This is a genomic window from Fusicatenibacter saccharivorans (genome assembly GCF_015557635.1).
Classification (GTDB): domain Bacteria; phylum Bacillota; class Clostridia; order Lachnospirales; family Lachnospiraceae; genus Fusicatenibacter; species Fusicatenibacter saccharivorans.
Genome location: NZ_JADNOP010000004.1, coordinates 109,137 through 125,845, shown reverse-complemented (window position 1 = coordinate 125,845; position 16,709 = coordinate 109,137). Strand labels below are relative to the sequence as shown.

At 41.5% G+C, this 16,709-nt stretch carries 15 protein-coding genes; all 15 read right to left on the bottom strand.

Annotated features, from left to right (window positions below; genetic code table 11):
- The 15 genes from I2G42_RS04890 to I2G42_RS04825 all read right to left on the bottom strand — a co-directional run bounded on the left by I2G42_RS04890 (position 1) and on the right by I2G42_RS04825 (position 16,654).
- The gene (locus I2G42_RS04890) at positions 1 to 936 is read right to left on the bottom strand and encodes a carbohydrate kinase family protein (RefSeq protein WP_195530800.1); all 936 of its coding nucleotides are present in this window, start codon (positions 934 to 936) and stop codon (positions 1 to 3) included.
- Positions 937 to 1,438: 502 nt separating this feature from the next.
- Positions 1,439 to 2,482 carry a virulence RhuM family protein gene (locus tag I2G42_RS04885; protein ID WP_195530799.1) on the bottom strand — a complete coding sequence of 348 codons (1,044 nt, stop codon included), beginning with the start codon at positions 2,480 to 2,482 and terminating at the stop codon, positions 1,439 to 1,441.
- 26 nt (positions 2,483 to 2,508) lie between these two features.
- Positions 2,509 to 4,302: a DUF262 domain-containing protein gene (locus I2G42_RS04880; RefSeq protein ID WP_195530798.1), complete on the bottom strand. Its 1,794-nt coding sequence runs from the start codon at positions 4,300 to 4,302 to the stop codon at positions 2,509 to 2,511.
- A 52-nt stretch (positions 4,303 to 4,354) separates the two neighbouring features.
- Complete coding sequence (locus I2G42_RS04875) at positions 4,355 to 7,018, bottom strand: TnsA endonuclease N-terminal domain-containing protein (RefSeq protein WP_195530797.1); 2,664 nt, start codon at positions 7,016 to 7,018, stop codon at positions 4,355 to 4,357.
- Positions 7,019 to 7,021: 3 nt separating this feature from the next.
- On the bottom strand, positions 7,022 to 8,890 hold the full coding sequence (locus I2G42_RS04870) for a site-specific DNA-methyltransferase (RefSeq protein WP_055226681.1): 1,869 nt from the start codon (positions 8,888 to 8,890) through the stop codon (positions 7,022 to 7,024).
- A 37-nt stretch (positions 8,891 to 8,927) separates the two neighbouring features.
- Positions 8,928 to 11,795, bottom strand: coding sequence for an ATP-dependent helicase (locus I2G42_RS04865; protein WP_055226679.1), 2,868 nt, complete (start codon positions 11,793 to 11,795; stop codon positions 8,928 to 8,930).
- 13 nt (positions 11,796 to 11,808) lie between these two features.
- A complete protein-coding gene (locus I2G42_RS04860) occupies positions 11,809 to 12,048 on the bottom strand; it encodes a helix-turn-helix domain-containing protein (RefSeq protein WP_055226677.1) in 240 nt (79 codons plus the stop codon).
- Between the two features lie 119 nt (positions 12,049 to 12,167).
- Entirely contained in the window at positions 12,168 to 12,308 is a 141-nt protein-coding gene (locus I2G42_RS04855; protein ID WP_156327538.1) for a hypothetical protein, read from the bottom strand.
- A 37-nt stretch (positions 12,309 to 12,345) separates the two neighbouring features.
- The gene (locus I2G42_RS16570; protein WP_256359661.1) at positions 12,346 to 12,477 is read right to left on the bottom strand and encodes a hypothetical protein; all 132 of its coding nucleotides are present in this window, start codon (positions 12,475 to 12,477) and stop codon (positions 12,346 to 12,348) included.
- A 17-nt stretch (positions 12,478 to 12,494) separates the two neighbouring features.
- Positions 12,495 to 12,677, bottom strand: coding sequence for a Sec23/Sec24 zinc finger-containing protein (locus I2G42_RS04850; protein WP_055226675.1), 183 nt, complete (start codon positions 12,675 to 12,677; stop codon positions 12,495 to 12,497).
- Positions 12,670 to 12,981, bottom strand: a complete 312-nt coding sequence (locus I2G42_RS04845) for a hypothetical protein (RefSeq protein ID WP_055226672.1) — start codon at positions 12,979 to 12,981, stop codon at positions 12,670 to 12,672. Before I2G42_RS04845 ends, I2G42_RS04850 begins: the two co-directional genes overlap by 8 nt.
- 1 nt (position 12,982) lies before the next feature.
- Positions 12,983 to 13,462: a helix-turn-helix domain-containing protein gene (locus I2G42_RS04840; protein ID WP_055226670.1), complete on the bottom strand. Its 480-nt coding sequence runs from the start codon at positions 13,460 to 13,462 to the stop codon at positions 12,983 to 12,985.
- 140 nt (positions 13,463 to 13,602) lie between these two features.
- Positions 13,603 to 14,337 (bottom strand): hypothetical protein, encoded by a 735-nt coding sequence (locus I2G42_RS04835; RefSeq protein ID WP_055226668.1) that lies wholly within the window; start codon positions 14,335 to 14,337, stop codon positions 13,603 to 13,605.
- 177 nt (positions 14,338 to 14,514) lie between these two features.
- On the bottom strand, positions 14,515 to 15,804 hold the full coding sequence (gene rlmD, locus I2G42_RS04830; protein ID WP_055226666.1) for a 23S rRNA (uracil(1939)-C(5))-methyltransferase RlmD: 1,290 nt from the start codon (positions 15,802 to 15,804) through the stop codon (positions 14,515 to 14,517).
- A 19-nt stretch (positions 15,805 to 15,823) separates the two neighbouring features.
- Positions 15,824 to 16,654: a deoxyribonuclease IV gene (locus tag I2G42_RS04825; RefSeq protein WP_055226664.1), complete on the bottom strand. Its 831-nt coding sequence runs from the start codon at positions 16,652 to 16,654 to the stop codon at positions 15,824 to 15,826.
- Positions 16,655 to 16,709: the final 55 nt, after the last annotated feature.

Below are 16,709 nucleotides of genomic sequence, written 5' to 3'. Positions count from 1 at the left end.
TTATGCCTCGATGCCGAACTCTTCCGGGCGGAAGCGCGGGCAGACATTTTCCGATGATGTGATGACGGATGCAGCAAGACGCGTACCGATTTCAACTGCCTGGCCAAGCGTTTTTCCATAGGTCAGACCGGCGGAAACACCTGCACAGAACGCATCACCGGCTCCTGTTGTATCTTTTACCTGTACTTTCTGCGCCGGGCAGAAGCCGCTCTCTCCGTCTGCTTCCGCATAAACCGCTCCGTCGCCGCCCATTGTTACGACCATGGCCGGAACATTTGCCGCTTTCAGACGCTCGGCGAGAATCTTTTCCATCTCGGCCGGTGTTTTTTCGCTGTAATCATCGGAGAAGAAAACGCCTGCCTCGAGCTGGTTGCAGATCAGGCAGTCAAATTTCTGCAGAAGATCTCTTCTGCTGACCGCGATGTTCATGTTGCTGACAACGCCGTACAGTTTTTTATCGTATTTTTCACAGAGCTGTACCAGCTTTTTGATGATCTCTTTGTCCATATCGATCTCTGCCACAATGGAATCGCAGTTTTCGATAATTTCATCTCCGTTTTCTTCCAGAATACCGAGAATCGGCATCAGGTTCGGGCGCTGGGAAATGGAGCCCGCCAGGTCACCGTTGTGATCGAAGACAGCAAGCCATGTTCCCATACCGTTCGGGATTTCTTTCATGTATTCGGTATTGACTTTGTGGCGCTGCAGTTTGCGCACAACATCCTCGCCGAGTGCGGTATTATCCGCGATTCCAAGGAAGGTCGGGCGCAGTTCCAGGTTTGCGATATCCTCCACCACGTTTCGGCTCACACCGCCGTGGATGTATTCGACATGGCCGGCGTTTCTGCCGTCCGGGACGTAGATGTCCTCTGGAAAACCTTTGATATCCACAAAAACTGCTCCTAATACTACGATTCCATTTTTATTTACTGCCATGTTTCTTTTTTCCTCTCCTGTTTTTTCATTCCTTCTTTTTTCAGACAAGCCTCTTCGTCTGTTTCACGAAATTATTTTCTTCTGTTGTATTAAGCCTTCTTTTGCGTTAGTAAACAGACTGTCTACACATGGCACGATACCTTCTGATTGGTGTCTGGTATTGTGCCCGTTCGTGGAAACATATCCTGTCAAAACGGAAACATGTCCACACCTTCTGAAACCGCGCATTCATGGCTTCAAACCGATGCAATCTGTGGCAAATTTGACATTCATATCACGGTCTTAACCATTGAAGTCTATGGGAACAAGTCAGCATAAGATCCTTCCTACCTATATAATGCAAGGCAAGTCTACACTGCTGCTCCCTGCCACTGTCTCGACAGTTGAGACAGTGAAGGTCGACTTATATCCTCATAACATGCCGGTGATTATCTCAGATGAGCCCATACACTCGACAAGGTTGAATTGCCGGATTTCACCGTCTCGACCTGAAATATTGTCCCTATTTCTTTGCGCTTTCTTCCAACTCCAGCATATACCTATCAAAGTCGGACATGAATAATCTGTCCTGGATCACGCGGTATTTTTCAAATTCTGTCTCAGCATGAAGCTTTGCAATTTCCGCTGTCACCTTGCCTGCATCCTGTAAAATACCGTAATCAAACATTTCAATGAAGCTATTGAGCCTTTTTTCCCAATCCTGCATCGTAAGCGGAATATGCCGTAATGTCATGTTTTCCGCAAAATCCAGGTATGCCGTAACCATACGATTCAGCTGCTTCATTTCATCCTGACTCAGATAATTCTTCGCAATCGTGACATCGCTTTTCTTAATCTTTCCATCAGGAGCATCTGCCCAGGTAGTTAATCCCATATGTTCCTTTGTGTGGTCGGCTCTTTCCACGATCAGCTCAGCTGCTGTATGTCCATGAACTGCGTAATGCATTTTATTCTGAACGGTCGCATAGAATCTTCTCGTCGTTGCAGAATTCTTATCATAATCAATGGCTGTAGCATACAGATCGGTGATCTTCTGATAGAACTTTCTTTCGCTCGCACGGATCTCACGAATACGCTCTAACTGTTCATCAAAATACTTTTCAGTCAGATACGTTCCTCGCTTCAGCCTTTCATCATCCATCACCCAGCCTTTGATGGTGTAGTCTTTAGCGATCTGGTTTACCCATTTACGGAACTGTACCGCTCGCTCAGAATTGACCTTAAAGCCTACGGCAATGATCATTTGAAGGCTATAGTGCTTGGTATCGCGTGTGACCTGACGAGAACCTTCGGTTTGAACTATTCGGAAATTCCGAATAGTTGCAGCCTCTTCCAATTCACTATCTGCGTATATTTTTTTAATATGTTCATTTATCGTCGGTAAACCAACATCATACAATGTGGCCATCATCTTCTGTGTCAGCCATATATTTTCATCCTCATAGCGCATTTCTATGCTGTCCTGCTGATCACCTACAGAGGCAACATAGGTCAGGTATTCCGCTGCGCTTGAGCGGATGGTTATCTCATCTTTTTTCTTTGCCAAATGAAGTGCCTCCCTTTTTCTTATCACTAGATCCAGCCATTCTTCTTAAATTTCTCAATCTGAGCCAATTCTTCCTCAGAAGGTTCTTCTGCCTTACCCTCACTAGCCGGAACGTCCAAATATTCGTTATTCCATCTCTTCATAATTTCGATCACCTCATCAGATACGCGAATATCGCGTTTCGTGATGGATTCCAGATTCCAATCCATTACATCAGAGGTTCCCATTGCCTTGGTAATTACAATCTTGGAAGAGGTGTACTCTTTTTTCTTCTTGCCAAAATATCCATTACCAGCGACAATGTTCAGCTTCTTTTCAAATGGAAGCTTGTTTCCTATATGCTCAATTCTCTCTTTGATGGTTGCGTCTGGCTCATCCGGGAAATAATTCGTCTGCCACTTCTGCGGAAAGATATGTTCTATCTCCCACTTAGCCGGAAGCAGATCATCCTGATGTTCATACGCAAGCGTCTTCAGAAGCATACGCACTGCATTACGATTCGGATTCTGGATATACGGCTCCAGCTGTGTCATATCGACAGTCTTAAACTCAAACGTAGGTATATCCGATGCTACAATTGCAGAATTCAGCTTCAGGATATCCGGCTTTACAGCATTGATTGTCGGTATCATCAAGTATTTTGTCATCAGCTCCATGAGCAGCTTATTCAAGAACCGAGCAAATCGTGTTTCAAAATTTTCTTCATTCCTATAGCAAACATAGTAAATAACAACCGGGTATTTCCAGTACTCGTTCGGATATGAAGTCAGAATATCCAGTGTCTGCCTTATTTTAATATTCTTGGACCAGGCTTCATCTTCAAGTTCCTCTCCTTTGTTTACAACCTTCCACAGATTCAGGATAACAAAAAGAGTGTCCAACAATTCAGGCTTATACAAGCGCTCAAACTTATTAGCCGCATAATACTTCCTGACGCCAGGAGTAGTCGTCTTCGTATCCTTATCCAGTGCGCGATAATAAAACATATTATAGTAGAACAGCTGTTGAATACTTTCATTCGCATCAGTAGACTGCTCATCTAAATCTTTCCAGCGGTCGATAAATGCCTTCTTATCATCCGGCGCAAGTTGGTTGTAAATCTTTGCCTTAAAAATATCTGCGTCCGACAGAGGAAGACCTCTGTCATTCAACGTTGAGAAAATAGTCAACGCAGTATCCTGGGTATCTGCTGTGATAGGCAGCAGAATAGCCTGGTTCAGGAGCGCATAAATAAACTGATATACCATCAATGGATTCTCAGTGGAATGCTTATCAAACAGCTCTTGAAAATGGCGATAGTTTTTCGAATAGTTGTCTTTCGCATCCTCATCCGCTTTTCCGGTTTCCAAGATTGATCGCAAAATTTCATTTCCTTCGTTATTCACAACTCGTGATGTCAAAAGGATATTTTTGAAATCCACCATTCCGGTAAGTTTATTGGTTCTCCAGATGGTAGGCTCAATCTTTCCAATAAAGTTATTGGCCTCTGCCGTTCTCTCTGATGCAGGCGTAGCAACAAGCTTCGTATAAATCGCACGCAGCAGCAGAAACAAAGACGTAATACGTTGCTGTCCATCGATTATTTCCTGCTCACCATCTTCATTTTCGTAGGAAACCACACTTCCGAGGAAATAGGAACTCTCTCTTTCTGTACCGCCACTTGTAGCAGTAAAATCCCATAAATCCTCAAAGAGTGTTTCTACCTGTTCATCTGTCCAAGCATATGGTCGCTGGTACTCAGGAATAACAAACGGTTTTGATTTTCCGCTACCCAGGAGCGCTTCCACGCTTTGTTTATTTACTTCTATCGTTGTTGGCATGTTTACGCCCTCCTCTTTTATATCTATATTCAGTAGCAACCTTCTAAGATCATTACTTGCCGTAAGGCACAGGGTCTTCAGCTACCATAAGCAAAGGTGACGGCTCATCGGAATATGTCACAGGCGGATGCTCTAATACATTTTGCTTCATGAGTACACTGCCCGCATACATAACGTATTTCATTCCGCTTGCGACAGACATCTCCTCTGCGGCTTCTGCCTTTGCCTTTACGACTTCATCATCGATCATATTATCGCCCTTGACCTCAATAAGCTGATATGAACCATCATTCATCTTAGCCAAAAAATCCGGATAATACTGCCTAATACGTTTTGATTCCGGATCATAATACTGAACAAATAAATCTCCTTGGTTGGCCGTAAACATACCAGTAAAGTATATTTCTTTAACCTTTTTACTTGAAATATACTGTAAGAAGCATTCCTTCTCCGGCTTTGAATCAAAGCAATACGTGTCGGCATGAAAGCTTTTCTTGATTTCCTCAGGAGTAAAACTATTATGATCTTTTTCTATCACCAAATTCTCATCGGCAGAGAACTCATAATATCCTGAATCTTTTGGCTCTTTTAGTAAGATTACATCCACATCCTCATTCTTCTGCTCAGATTTAACCTCATAAAGTGTGTTGAAGATTTTGGGTATAATCACATCATCCAATACTTCGTTATGCTTATTCACTACTTCAACTAAGTTGTCAAATCCATCAATAGCCTCTGAAAGAATTCGACTAATTAAAACACACGACAAGTTCATATATCGTGAAATTTCGCCAACCAATGAAAACCTGCTATATCTCATCTGATCTTTGATATCATCAATTACAGTTTCTTTGGTTGAAAGCTCAAGTCTGATACTTCCTTTTTCATACATCTTGGACTCATACTTAGCATCATCGATTTCCGAAACTTTAAAATCAATCGGCTCTGAATACTCTTTTTCTATCAGAGAATACTCATGCCAGATGCGCTTCATCTTGATGCTTCTTGGTGGTGGAAGCACACGCACCTTATAGCTATTCTTTTTCTTATCTGAAGATTGTCCTAAATCCTTTATCTCCATATTGTAATTGTTGCGTAGCTCTTCATCTAAGGTATCAAGATTTTCTTTTGACAAGAACACCGTCGCCTTAAGCTGCTCATCTGTCAGTTTTCTTAGGCAGCGCATCGTGGCCTGTAACACAAAGATCTTTGACTTAGGACTACGGAATAAAGCTATTCCTAATAGTGATCGGCAATTCCAGCCTTCACGTCCTTTTTCGACAAGAATGATAAACTGCTTCCTGCTACCTTCTGTTCCGAGAACATCCAAATTGTTGAAGTCTCTTATATCGTCGTTTTTTGTAACCGTCGTATCTCCCGTATTCACAAGGATAGTATCAAGCGATACATTTAACTCACTTAAAATCTTCTCTACAGCAGGCCTTACAACATCTGTAGCCTCCGCTACGCTTGCAGCAAAGATGGCCATCTTAGGTGGCAATCCCTCATAGGTTTTTCCACCATATCTTTCCCAGAACATAGTAATAGATTTCTTTAAGAACTCTTCATTCTTAACATTATCAAACCCTATAGGGTCTGCATCCTTAAGAAATCCATGGCTTATAGAATCCCTAAGGCCATAGGCATAGACGACCTCCGGCAGCACCTGTCTCTTCACATATGGTGTACCTGTATAGTTATAGCAAGCCACTATCGATGTTGCTTCTGCAAGCATATTGATGGTGTTTCGTAACGTTGTCTTATTTGCTCCTCCTGAACGTAATTCCTTCTCAAGATTAGCCCCGAAAAGATGGTGGGCCTCATCTACATACACCCCCAACTGAGGTAAACGACACAGTTTTTTAAAACGCTGGTTATCCATAAGCGTTGCATCATTCCACACATCGCTATCATCATCGTCGCCGTAGACATCAGCGAGGAGGGAGTCGCTTCCAAATAAAACATCGGTAGGCTTATCCTCTTTCCTCTTTTTCTTGACAATAATTTTCTGGTTATTAGAAATTACGATATTGAAGTCTGAATCATCAATTGTCTGTAAAGTAGTTCCGCTCTCATCCAAATAATGAAACTTTATATTGGCATCTAACACGCGTGCATATTCGGGTGGTACGACCTTTGTTTTATCAAAGGTCATAATTTCACGAAGAGACTCCAACACCGTCTTGTCAGGAGCAAACACAAGTGCATTGTGACAGAATCTTTTGTCCTTCGGATACTTGTTGGCCAGAAGGAATTCATAGAAGATACAGGTTCCCATAAGGATAGTCTTTCCAAGTCCCATTGTCAGAGCATAAATATAGTTAGGATAAGATTCCCTGTATTTTTTCATTTGCTTAAAAATTGCTTCGTTCTGTTCGTCCCCAAGGTCCAGTAAAGTTATCTGTCCACGTTTGTGAATTGTATAATATGAGACATCTGAAAATTTGTCTCTATGATTTCTCCAATCATCAAACATCTGAAACATATGGGCATTGTTCATAAATTCCTTAATAAACACATACATTTCAAGTGCTTCAAACTGTGGTGTACGCAAAAAAGCATCCGGGTTTTCATTTCTGTCATTATAGGCTAAGAACTTCTTTGTTAAGTCATTATATCTGGATCGGATTTTACCTCTATTAGAAGCATAATAGTTCCATAACTGCTCGTAGAACGCAAAATCCTCTACAAATGTCATTGAAGACTTTTTGGCCATGGTTTACACCTCCACTTCCAAAGACTCGGATAACAAGTCAGTAATCTTGACCTTAATTGTTCCGGCATCCTCCGGAATATCATATATACCAGCAACAAATTCTTTCTTATCCGGTACGTCTGTAACCATCGGCTGCATCACTACTCCATCGTAGTTCCAATCAATCATAATAGATTCCACAAGCTGCTTCCAATCCTCTACATATTCTTTCTGTAAAGAGAGCTTCTGCATCAAATTCATAGGATAGAACGAGCGAATAACAAGTTTGTTTCCTTCTCGAACGACTTCTGCCTCCGCCTCTCGCTTGAGCTGGAGTTCAGACTTATCTCGTAAGATGTCTACTATCTGCACATCAACTTTATATTCGGACAAAGATTGCTCTAAAGATGCCTTCAAGTCTGGCTCATGACCCATACAAATGATTGTTATTAGTTCTACCGGCTGTCGTGGATTCTCTTCTTTTCTCTTTTCATATGTTTTATATGGAAGATTCGCCTTAAGTTCCTCAAGATCAGCTTTGGTAGCTATGCGATTGACCGGCATGATCTTAACCATGCGACCATCGAGTTCTCCATCCCACACATTCCCCTGAGTAAATGGTTGAACTTCAAGCGCTTCAATAATCAAATTTTTTGCTTCAATAGGATTTCGGAAAAAGTCATAATTGTTTACATTATAAACTTCAAAACCGGTGTATTTTATCTCCTCTTGTAACTGGCCATCTAATTCACTTGCGACATTGATAAGTCGCTTGGTTGTTGTTTGAATAGCACCGAGATTAATATCCGCACCTATAAATCTTCTGCCAAGTTTCATAGCAACCGATTGAGTTGTACCACTTCCCATAAAACAGTCAAAAACCAAATCTCCTCTATTCGTTGCAGCCTCAACTATTCTTTCAAGGAGCTGTTCCGGTTTTTGAGTTGGATAATCAGTCCTTTCGCTTGCAACCGGATTCAGCGGCACAATATCGTCCCACCAATCTGATACAGGGTTTCCATTGTTCTCGTCCAAATAACTTTTTTTACTCGGCGTACCATTCGAAGTCAACTCAACTCTATTTTGTGCAATCAGCTCGTCAATTTTAGACTGCACAGGCCAGCAACGTCCTGCCGGTGGTGCAATAATTTTTCCAAAAAAGTTTCTTGCCACCCCTTGCCCTGGGCCGTGCAATGGAACAAGCATATATTTCCTTCCATTTTCCTCCTTCGTGAATCTTTTTAGATAGGCCTCAGAGTGCTCCGTATACAAAGGATTAAACTTTGCCTGTCCACCTTTTTTATATACTAAAATGGTGTCATGAACCTTTCCAAAATATGTCGCATCTGAGTGTGCAGCTCGCGTTCTCTGCCAGACAATTTCATTCAAGAACATATTGCTACCGAATATCTCGTCCATTAAACATCTCAAATGATGAACTTTGTGCCAATCGCAATGAACAAAAATAGAAGCAGTATCAGACATAAGTTCCCTGAGTATCATTAATCTTTCGTACATAAACTGAAGATACTCATCATTTGTCCATATATCGCCATACTGTTTTTCCTCAAAACTTGTAGCATCACTTGTTGTGTTCCCAATACCTTTTAGCGCTATTTTGCGTTTATAATCAGCCTTGCTATCAAAGGGCGGATCAATGTAAACAAGATCAATCTTCCCGCGATATTCCTTAAGCAAATGACTCATTACCTGAAGGTTATCGCCCCAAAATATCTTATTGATCCATCCGTCCCTTTCCTCGCCATAACGCTCGCGCAACTGTGCAGGGTAATACTGTGTGGAGCGATATGGTCTCTTTCCGGTCCAACGAAGTTCAGGGAAACCTTTTATAGTAGTTCTCTCTGCAAATTCAAAAGTCAATTGCTCATCCATTTTTATTTTCCTCCATAGGTTGTCTTAATCTTCTCAATTATTTCTGGCAATAATGCCTGAAGTCACAGTTGGAACAGGTCTTGGGGTCATTCGAACAACTCCTAAAGTCTTTTTTCAAAATCTTATGGACTGTATCATCAAACGCAGCCACCGTTCCATCTATCGCACTCTTCGTATACGGAAAACTGATCATGGGATTGCCATTTTCCTCTCCCGTATAGTACACGTGCATCTTGCTTACCTTCTGGCCGGTTCTTTGCTCTATCAGATAGGCATAGATGTGCAACTGCCTTCTATAGTGCTCCAATCGATCTCTCATTTTTTCTATGTCAGGCTTTTTTTCCGACTTAAAGTCAACAAGCTCAACAGTTCCGTTTTCGCCTTTAACTAAGTCTATTTTTCCCTCAATGATATAATCCGGCTGCACCAAGCTAACATCGACCTCTGCCTGCTGTATGGCACTCCAATTGCCATGTTGTCTTTCAACATATCGAAGCACCTGATTCAAAGCTGCTTTACGCTGTCCCTCGGCCAGATAGCCGTGTTCGGTCTTGATAAGCGATATGTAATTGCTGTCAAACCAACTAGTGATATTATCCTTAGTTATTTTTTCGGTCTCATTTCTAAGTGCTGCACGATGTACGTCTTCAATCGTTTCATGAACCAGGGTACCGAATAACATAGCTCCCTGACGAATAGGCATAAATTCCAATTCTTTATAAAATTTGTATTGAAGGGCACAAGTCTCGTAAACAGCAATATGTGATGTGAACGAAAAGGTATTTTTCAAATTCACGCTCTTTACTGTATGAAAGGTAAACTCAGAAAGATCAAGTGCCTCCACACTTTGAAGCTCGCCATAAACTTCCTTAATGTACTTACTTGGCGTTTTCTTATCTTCGTTGCAGGTTAGCACTAATAAATCCTGTGCTCTGGAAAAGGCTGTATAATACAATCTCCAGAAATCAAAGAGTTTCATTTCATCATATGGTTCAAAGGCCTCTCTATGATAATACTTCTCTTCGATTTTATTCAGAATATCCTTATAGCTTTTTCTCGGAACATTCCCTAATGAATCTACAAACACAACAGGAAACTCCATGCCTTTTGATTGATGAATTGTAAGGAACGAAACACAACCAGTAGGTGCATACTCTTCGTCATCCTCGTATTCTGCAATTCCTCCATCAAAGAGAAGTTTGATATACATGTTGAATAGCAGCTCTGTATTCTTAATGATGTATTTTCCTGTCAAAACATCTATATTGTGAAGATACTCAAACTTCCCGATTATCTGCGTTAGCTTTGCAAGGTTTCTGGCAGGCCTGATATCCACTACACCAACGCCAATATCAGTATCCAGAATGTCACTGAATGGCTTATACATAAATAACCTATAAAGCAATCCAGAATATGTGTAATCTGTTGTCCCTGATGAATTTGCAGCCAGCGTAGCATGTCCTTTCCCGTGTGCTCGGATGAATCTCTTAAGTTCAAGGTTCTCAGGCTTTGTTACAAATTCATTAGCTGCTTTTATACAATCTCTAAAATAAAAGTAATGTGTGTTATCTAAAAATTTATACTCACCATTCTCTAGACCTTTAACGTAATTAGGGAACATTAGCATCATACACCCAAGTGCTTGCATAACCTCTTCTCTTCTGAAAAACATATCTGATCTTGGTGAATAAACATTGATATGATTAGACTCCAGAAATCTTGCCAGCGATATAACCCGCTCATGCTTAACCGAACTGAACAAGAAAGCCAGCTGATTATAATCCTGAATCTTTCCAGAATTCTTAAGCCTGTTTATAAAGTCAAGAACTCTCTCATGCCATTCATCCTCATCGTCTTTGCTCGCTAATTTCACGACACACGGACTCTCTATTTTAGACGTTTCGTTAGCTACGATTCTCTTGTCATATCTGAATTTATCCCACTCAAATTTGAACTTTGATCCAGACGTGGTAATCATCCATTTATTATAGAACTCAACGATATCGCTATCCGATCTATAATTGATCACAAGCGGTATTATCTGACATTTTCCCACGTCGAACTTAGATGGAAATTCAAGTATATTTCGTATCGTTGCACCTCTAAATCGGTATAAACCCTGGTCATCATCACCCACTACACAAATATTCTCGTGGGTTCCTAACAAAAATATAGTCTGTTCCTGAATATAATTTGTATCCTGGTATTCATCGACCATTATGTATTTAATCGAATTTCTCAAGTCTTCAAGAATATCTTTGTTCTCTTTCAGCAATCGATAACACTCTGTTTGAATAGCAGAAAAATCCATTAAATTTTCCTCATCAAGCATCGCTTGGTATGTGTTTACAACTTTAGCAATCACTGATATTTCCATATCGTGATCACTAAGCATTGCGTCAATATCTACAACCTCTTCTGTCAAATTATTTGAAAATTCACAGATTGCCTGTGCCCATTTCCAAGCGCCACCCTTTGGCATAACATTTTCAATTCCAGAAATCGTTCTGAATTTGTAGATATTCCTAAAAACCAAATACTGCTGATCAAACGTATCCAAAAGTCTGTAGTTTTTTTTCAGTCTTGTATACTCTAAGTGATCTTTAATAATGCGAAGACATAGCGAATGAAATGTTCCCACGTACATTTCGTTGACATTCACTGTAATATTTCTACTCGCCAATTCGTTTGTGATACGTGTGATTAACTCCTTCGCTGCTTTTTCCGTAAATGTAGCAATAAAAATATCTTCTGGTTTAACGCCTCGTTCTTCAATTAAATAAATAGCTCTTTGCACCAAAGTATAGGTTTTTCCGGTACCTGGACCCGCCGTAATAAGAACAGGACCTTCTGTAGTAGAAATAGCTTGTCTTTGGCCATCATTCGCATTACCAAAATCAAACATTTATTTTCCCCTTTTATTTTTCTCGGAGCTCTTCGTTCTTTTCCGTTTCTTCATCTGGCAGGGTTTCTAAAATATCACTAATCTGGCAATTCAACGCCGTGCAAATTCTAAGTAATACATCTGTAGTAATGTTCTCTCCCTTACCCAATTTCGCCATAGAAGCTGTGCTGATTCCGCTAAGTTCTCTTAATTCTTTTTTATTCATACCTTTATCAATAAGCATTTTCCATAACGGGTTATAACTGATACGCATCCAATACCTCCATCTATAATGATTATTCAGTCACCTTAGTTTCAATAGCAACCTGTTTCTCTTCTGTCGCTTTCTTTGCCCATGACCAGCCGAACAGCTCTCCACCATTTTCATAAAGTTCAATCGCCGTAATGAATAAGCAATCCCATTTTTTCCATGATTTTGTTTAGAGCATTTACGCTTTTAACATCTAGTCCCATATCCTGCAGTTTTTTTACAATTTCTCTTTTGTACAAATCACCCTTGTAATTATAAGGCATAGTTTGACCACCTCAGCACATTATCGAATAATCAAGTTTAATCGTTATCGTTCTGAGCAGATGAAGTTAACTCCATCATCTTTTGTGCGTATGTAGCTCCATCAATTTCTTCATCAGCATACTGTCGCATAAGCTCATCAATCTGTTCTTTTAATTCTTCTCTAGTCATCTTTTCGCTCCCTTAAATTATTTGTTATAGTTTCTAAAGTCTTCTTCTGATTCATAAATATCATCAGCGGAAATACTATTCTTATGACCACATTCGGTACACTTCCACACATAATGATGGTCATCAAATCCCGGTTGGTCATTCAAATAGACATTACAACGGTCACAGTACCAATCAATTCCCGGAAATCTTTCACTCATCTTCGCTACCTCCTTCTTCATCTGGATGTGCAGCATCATATTCTTTAATACCATTTATGATTTCTGCTTTTGCTTTTTCTATTTCGGTTTCGTTGTTCTTCTTTCTCGATTTGAAATAGTCAACAACTTTAATAGTTGCCGCAGCCAATAATGAAGCACCAACTGCCGCTACTCCAAGCCAAGGCAGCATCTCCATTTTACCTGCCTCTTTGCTTGCAAGCTCCAGCATTTCAACATACTTTTCTGGGCCTCCTGCTACTTTTGCATCTTTTGATAATTCTGCATAATCCCAATTCTGAGCCATACTATTCCTCCTCTTGACTTTTAGTCTTTTCATCGAGCTCTTTTATAAGTCTTTCTGCTTCATTAATACGCTGTTGTTCTTCGTCAATCTCTTCCTGAAGATGCTTGATACTCTTTTTCTTTCTAGCAATAATTTCTTTGGAAGATTGGATATTGCCTAACAACAACTTACGTATTTCTGAAGTATTAACGTGAGCATTTTTTATCTCATCATTCTTTATAAGCTGTTGAGCAAGAATGCCTCCAACAATCGCAGCTGTAGCTGTTGTTAAGCCGACTGGCGAAGCCAATAACCCTGTAGCAATACCGGCGTACTTTGGAGAGGTTTTAAGAAAAGCATCAAGCATTGATTTTGTTACTACATTTCCGCCTTTTCTCGATTCTTGAATTGCTTCTAGCTTACCTGAACGAATCCATCTTCTTACGGTTTCTGGATTTGTATTTAGCATATCTGCTATTTCCTTAACACTATAAGTATCCATCAAGCTCCCTCCTTGTAGTAATAATGTATCACAACAAATGTAGTATTACAAGAATAAATGTAGTATTAAATTGTGAAGTTTATATTAACATCATACACGCACGAAACCCTCCCAGCCATGATGGTTGAGAGGGTTTTAATTTATAATTCTGGAATACCAGTCTTTATTTCGTTTTCATTATAATCCAATTTCAATTCTTTTCTTAACAGATTATAGTCCTGCACAATTGCAACGACTATATCTTTTATCATTCTGAATTCTTCTTCATCAGCAATATCTTTAACATCAATACTTCCACCTGAACCATTTCCCGAATAATGGTCTGCGGCAAATCTATATGCAACCGCAAGCTTTAACAGTTTTTGTGAAGCCAAACTGCCATTGCTTATTATGTAATCACACAACTCTTTCTTGTTAAACTGCGATATCGGTGTTTCAATCTCTTCTGTTTTTCTTGTAACAGATGAACCATTTGCTTTGCTTATATTGAAAGTAGTAGTTTCCTTGTGTGTTGGCGTAATTTCTAAAAAAGGAGCCTCTTCAAAAGGTATATTTCTTTTATCTGTCAGTTCTATAAAATGCCTAACATACTCAGACTGAATAATAATCGCATACAATTTGCAGTATAACTCAGAGTACTGTTTATAAAAGAAATCATATTTGAACTTTACATCATTTGAAAAAAGTTCAAATCCTTCACGGAACTCTTGCTGGACTTCCTCGGTCTTTCTTGTAATTTCTTCTATGTCTTCTTTAGTTGCTAAATTCTTACCTTTTTCATCCATGTATGAAGGAAGATAATTTTTGACAAACAAACCAATTAAAAACACTGCAACTGTCAATAAAATTTCAAATATCAATATAGCCCAATCCATATTAATTCCTCCTTGTATTTACTGATTCATGCTTAACGCTTTTTCATAACATCTAATCCACAGCCTAAACCCTTTGACCGTTTTTTCAGTAGATATGTTTCAATATAAGAAATACGGACTTTCATGAGCTATTGCCTAATCTCAAAAAAAGCCCGTAAATACGCTACTTTTCGCTATTTATTTCTCTTTCTTTGACATCAAGACTACCGTCTCCACATGCTCCGACCACGCGAACATATCATACCCCCATGCCTCTTCTGCCTTATATCCGTGTTTCGTCAGATACCGCAGGTCTCTCGCCAATGTATCCGGATTGCAGGAGACGTAGACCACTTTTTTCGGTGAAAGGGTTACGACAGAGGACAGAAAGGCTTCATCACTGCCGGCTCTTGGCGGGTCCATGAAGACGACGTCGGCTTTTTCGCCTTTTTCAGCCATGGAGACCATGAAGGCGCCGGCGTCGTTCTGGTAGAAGGAGACGTTTTTGATTTGGTTTCGTTTGGCGTTTGTTACGGCATCGCGGACGGCGTCCGGGTTCAGTTCGACGCTGATGACTTCTCTGGCATCGCGGGATGCGATGAGGCCGATGGTTCCGATTCCGCAGTAGGCGTCCATGACGCGTTCGTTTCCGGTAAGGCCAGCCATAGAAATGGCTTTTTCGTACAGATTTTTCGTCTGAACCGGGTTGACCTGGTAGAAGGACTGCGGGGAGATGCGGAAGGTGCAGCCGCAGAGTTCATCCTCGATGTAACCGCGTCCGAAGAGGACAATGTCGCGTTTTCCGAGTACCATGCTGTCGGTGCGGTCGTTGACGTTCAGTACGATCGTGGTGATCTCCGGGTGGAGTTTGCGCAGGGCCTTTACGAAGTTGTTTTTTGACGGGAAGACTGGTGATACGCAGACGAGGACGACCATGATCTCGCCGGAAGCAAAGCCGGTGCGCACCATGACGTGGCGCAGGAGGCCGTAGCCGCTGTCCTCGTTGTAGATCATGATTTTGAAGCTCTTCAGCAGACTGCGGATATCGCGGATGATGGCATCGGCACGCTGATCCTCGAGCAGGCACTCATCGACCGGGACCACTTTGTGTGTGCCCTTTTCATAAATGCCGGATATGATCGTTCCGTCTTTTTTGCGTGCAAAGGCGGAATTGACTTTATTCCGGTAATGATAAGGATTTTCCATGCCAACCATGCCTTTGACCTGGACGATGCCCTTCAGAGTCTTCTTCAGGAACTGCTCTTTTTTCGCGAGCTGCTCTTCGTAGGAGAGGTTCAGATATGTGCATCCGCCGCATTTTTTCTGATAAGGACATTTCGACGATGATGAACTCTTTTTCTGCTTTCCTTTTTCCGGTGCCACGCTCTTTGTTTTCTCGGTACGAACGGCTTTCTTTTTATTTTCCCTGTCGAAATACGTCTTTTTTCTTCCGTCAGATCTTTTATTCTTCTCTCTCGTGTTTTCCACTTTCTCTTACCTTCTTCCTCTATTTCGCAAACCCGCGCAGCAGCGCGATCTCTTTTGCATATCCGTCCAGCTCATTCGGTGTTTCCAGATAGAACGGCAGTCCCGCCAGCGCCGGATGTTTCACAATCCGCTCAAATGCCGCAAGTCCCAGCGATCCCTCGCCGATCTTCTCATGGCGGTCCTTATGGCTCTCAAACGGATTCTTGCTGTCGTTCAAATGAACCGCTTTCAGCTTCGAAAGTCCTACCACGCGGTCGAACCTCTCAAGCACATCATCGAGGTGATCCACAATATCGTATCCCGCATCGTACACATGGCACGTATCCAGGCAGACACCCATGTGGTCTTTTAATTCCACGCGCTCCAGAATCGCCGCCAGCTCCTCAAACGAGCGGCCGACTTCGGTTCCTTTTCCTGCCATCGTCTCGAGCAGCACCGTGGTCGTCTGCTCCGGTTTTAAAATTTCATTCAGCATCTCCGAAATCAGACGGATTCCCTCTTCTGCCCCCTGTCCGGTATGGCTGCCCGGGTGGAAATTGTAGCAGTTTCCCGGCGTATACTCCATCCGTTTCAGATCATCCGCCATCGTCATCCATGCAAACTCTCTCGTGTGCGCATCCTTCGAGCACGGATTCAGCGTGTACGGCGCATGTGCCAAAATGCGCTCGATTCCATGCTCCTTACTGTAAGAAAGAAACGCTGCGACATCCGCCTCGTCGATGGCTTTCGCCTTGCTTCCTCTCGGGTTTCTTGTAAAAAACTGAAAGGTATTCGCCCCGATGGACACCGCCTCTTTTCCCATGGCAAGATATCCTTTGGACGATGATAAATGACATCCTATTGTCAGCATAACTTTTATTCTCCTTTATTTCCAAACCACAACTCACCGATTCTCTGCGAGCCGC

Bases quoted from the DNA above. Each gene is read 5' to 3' on its own strand.
- I2G42_RS04890 (WP_195530800.1), bottom strand. From the start codon at position 936: ATGGCAGTAAATAAAAATGGAATCGTAGTATTAGGAGCAGTTTTTGTG.
- I2G42_RS04880 (WP_195530798.1), bottom strand. From the start codon at position 4,302: ATGCCAACAACGATAGAAGTAAATAAACAAAGCGTGGAAGCGCTCCTG.
- I2G42_RS04875 (WP_195530797.1), bottom strand. From the start codon at position 7,018: ATGGCCAAAAAGTCTTCAATGACATTTGTAGAGGATTTTGCGTTCTAC.
- I2G42_RS04870 (WP_055226681.1), bottom strand. From the start codon at position 8,890: ATGGATGAGCAATTGACTTTTGAATTTGCAGAGAGAACTACTATAAAA.
- I2G42_RS04865 (WP_055226679.1), bottom strand. From the start codon at position 11,795: ATGTTTGATTTTGGTAATGCGAATGATGGCCAAAGACAAGCTATTTCT.
- I2G42_RS04860 (WP_055226677.1), bottom strand. From the start codon at position 12,048: ATGCGTATCAGTTATAACCCGTTATGGAAAATGCTTATTGATAAAGGT.
- I2G42_RS04855 (WP_156327538.1), bottom strand. From the start codon at position 12,308: ATGCCTTATAATTACAAGGGTGATTTGTACAAAAGAGAAATTGTAAAA.
- I2G42_RS16570 (WP_256359661.1), bottom strand. From the start codon at position 12,477: ATGACTAGAGAAGAATTAAAAGAACAGATTGATGAGCTTATGCGACAG.
- I2G42_RS04850 (WP_055226675.1), bottom strand. From the start codon at position 12,677: ATGAGTGAAAGATTTCCGGGAATTGATTGGTACTGTGACCGTTGTAAT.
- I2G42_RS04845 (WP_055226672.1), bottom strand. From the start codon at position 12,981: ATGGCTCAGAATTGGGATTATGCAGAATTATCAAAAGATGCAAAAGTA.
- I2G42_RS04840 (WP_055226670.1), bottom strand. From the start codon at position 13,462: ATGGATACTTATAGTGTTAAGGAAATAGCAGATATGCTAAATACAAAT.
- I2G42_RS04835 (WP_055226668.1), bottom strand. From the start codon at position 14,337: ATGGATTGGGCTATATTGATATTTGAAATTTTATTGACAGTTGCAGTG.
- I2G42_RS04825 (WP_055226664.1), bottom strand. From the start codon at position 16,654: ATGCTGACAATAGGATGTCATTTATCATCGTCCAAAGGATATCTTGCC.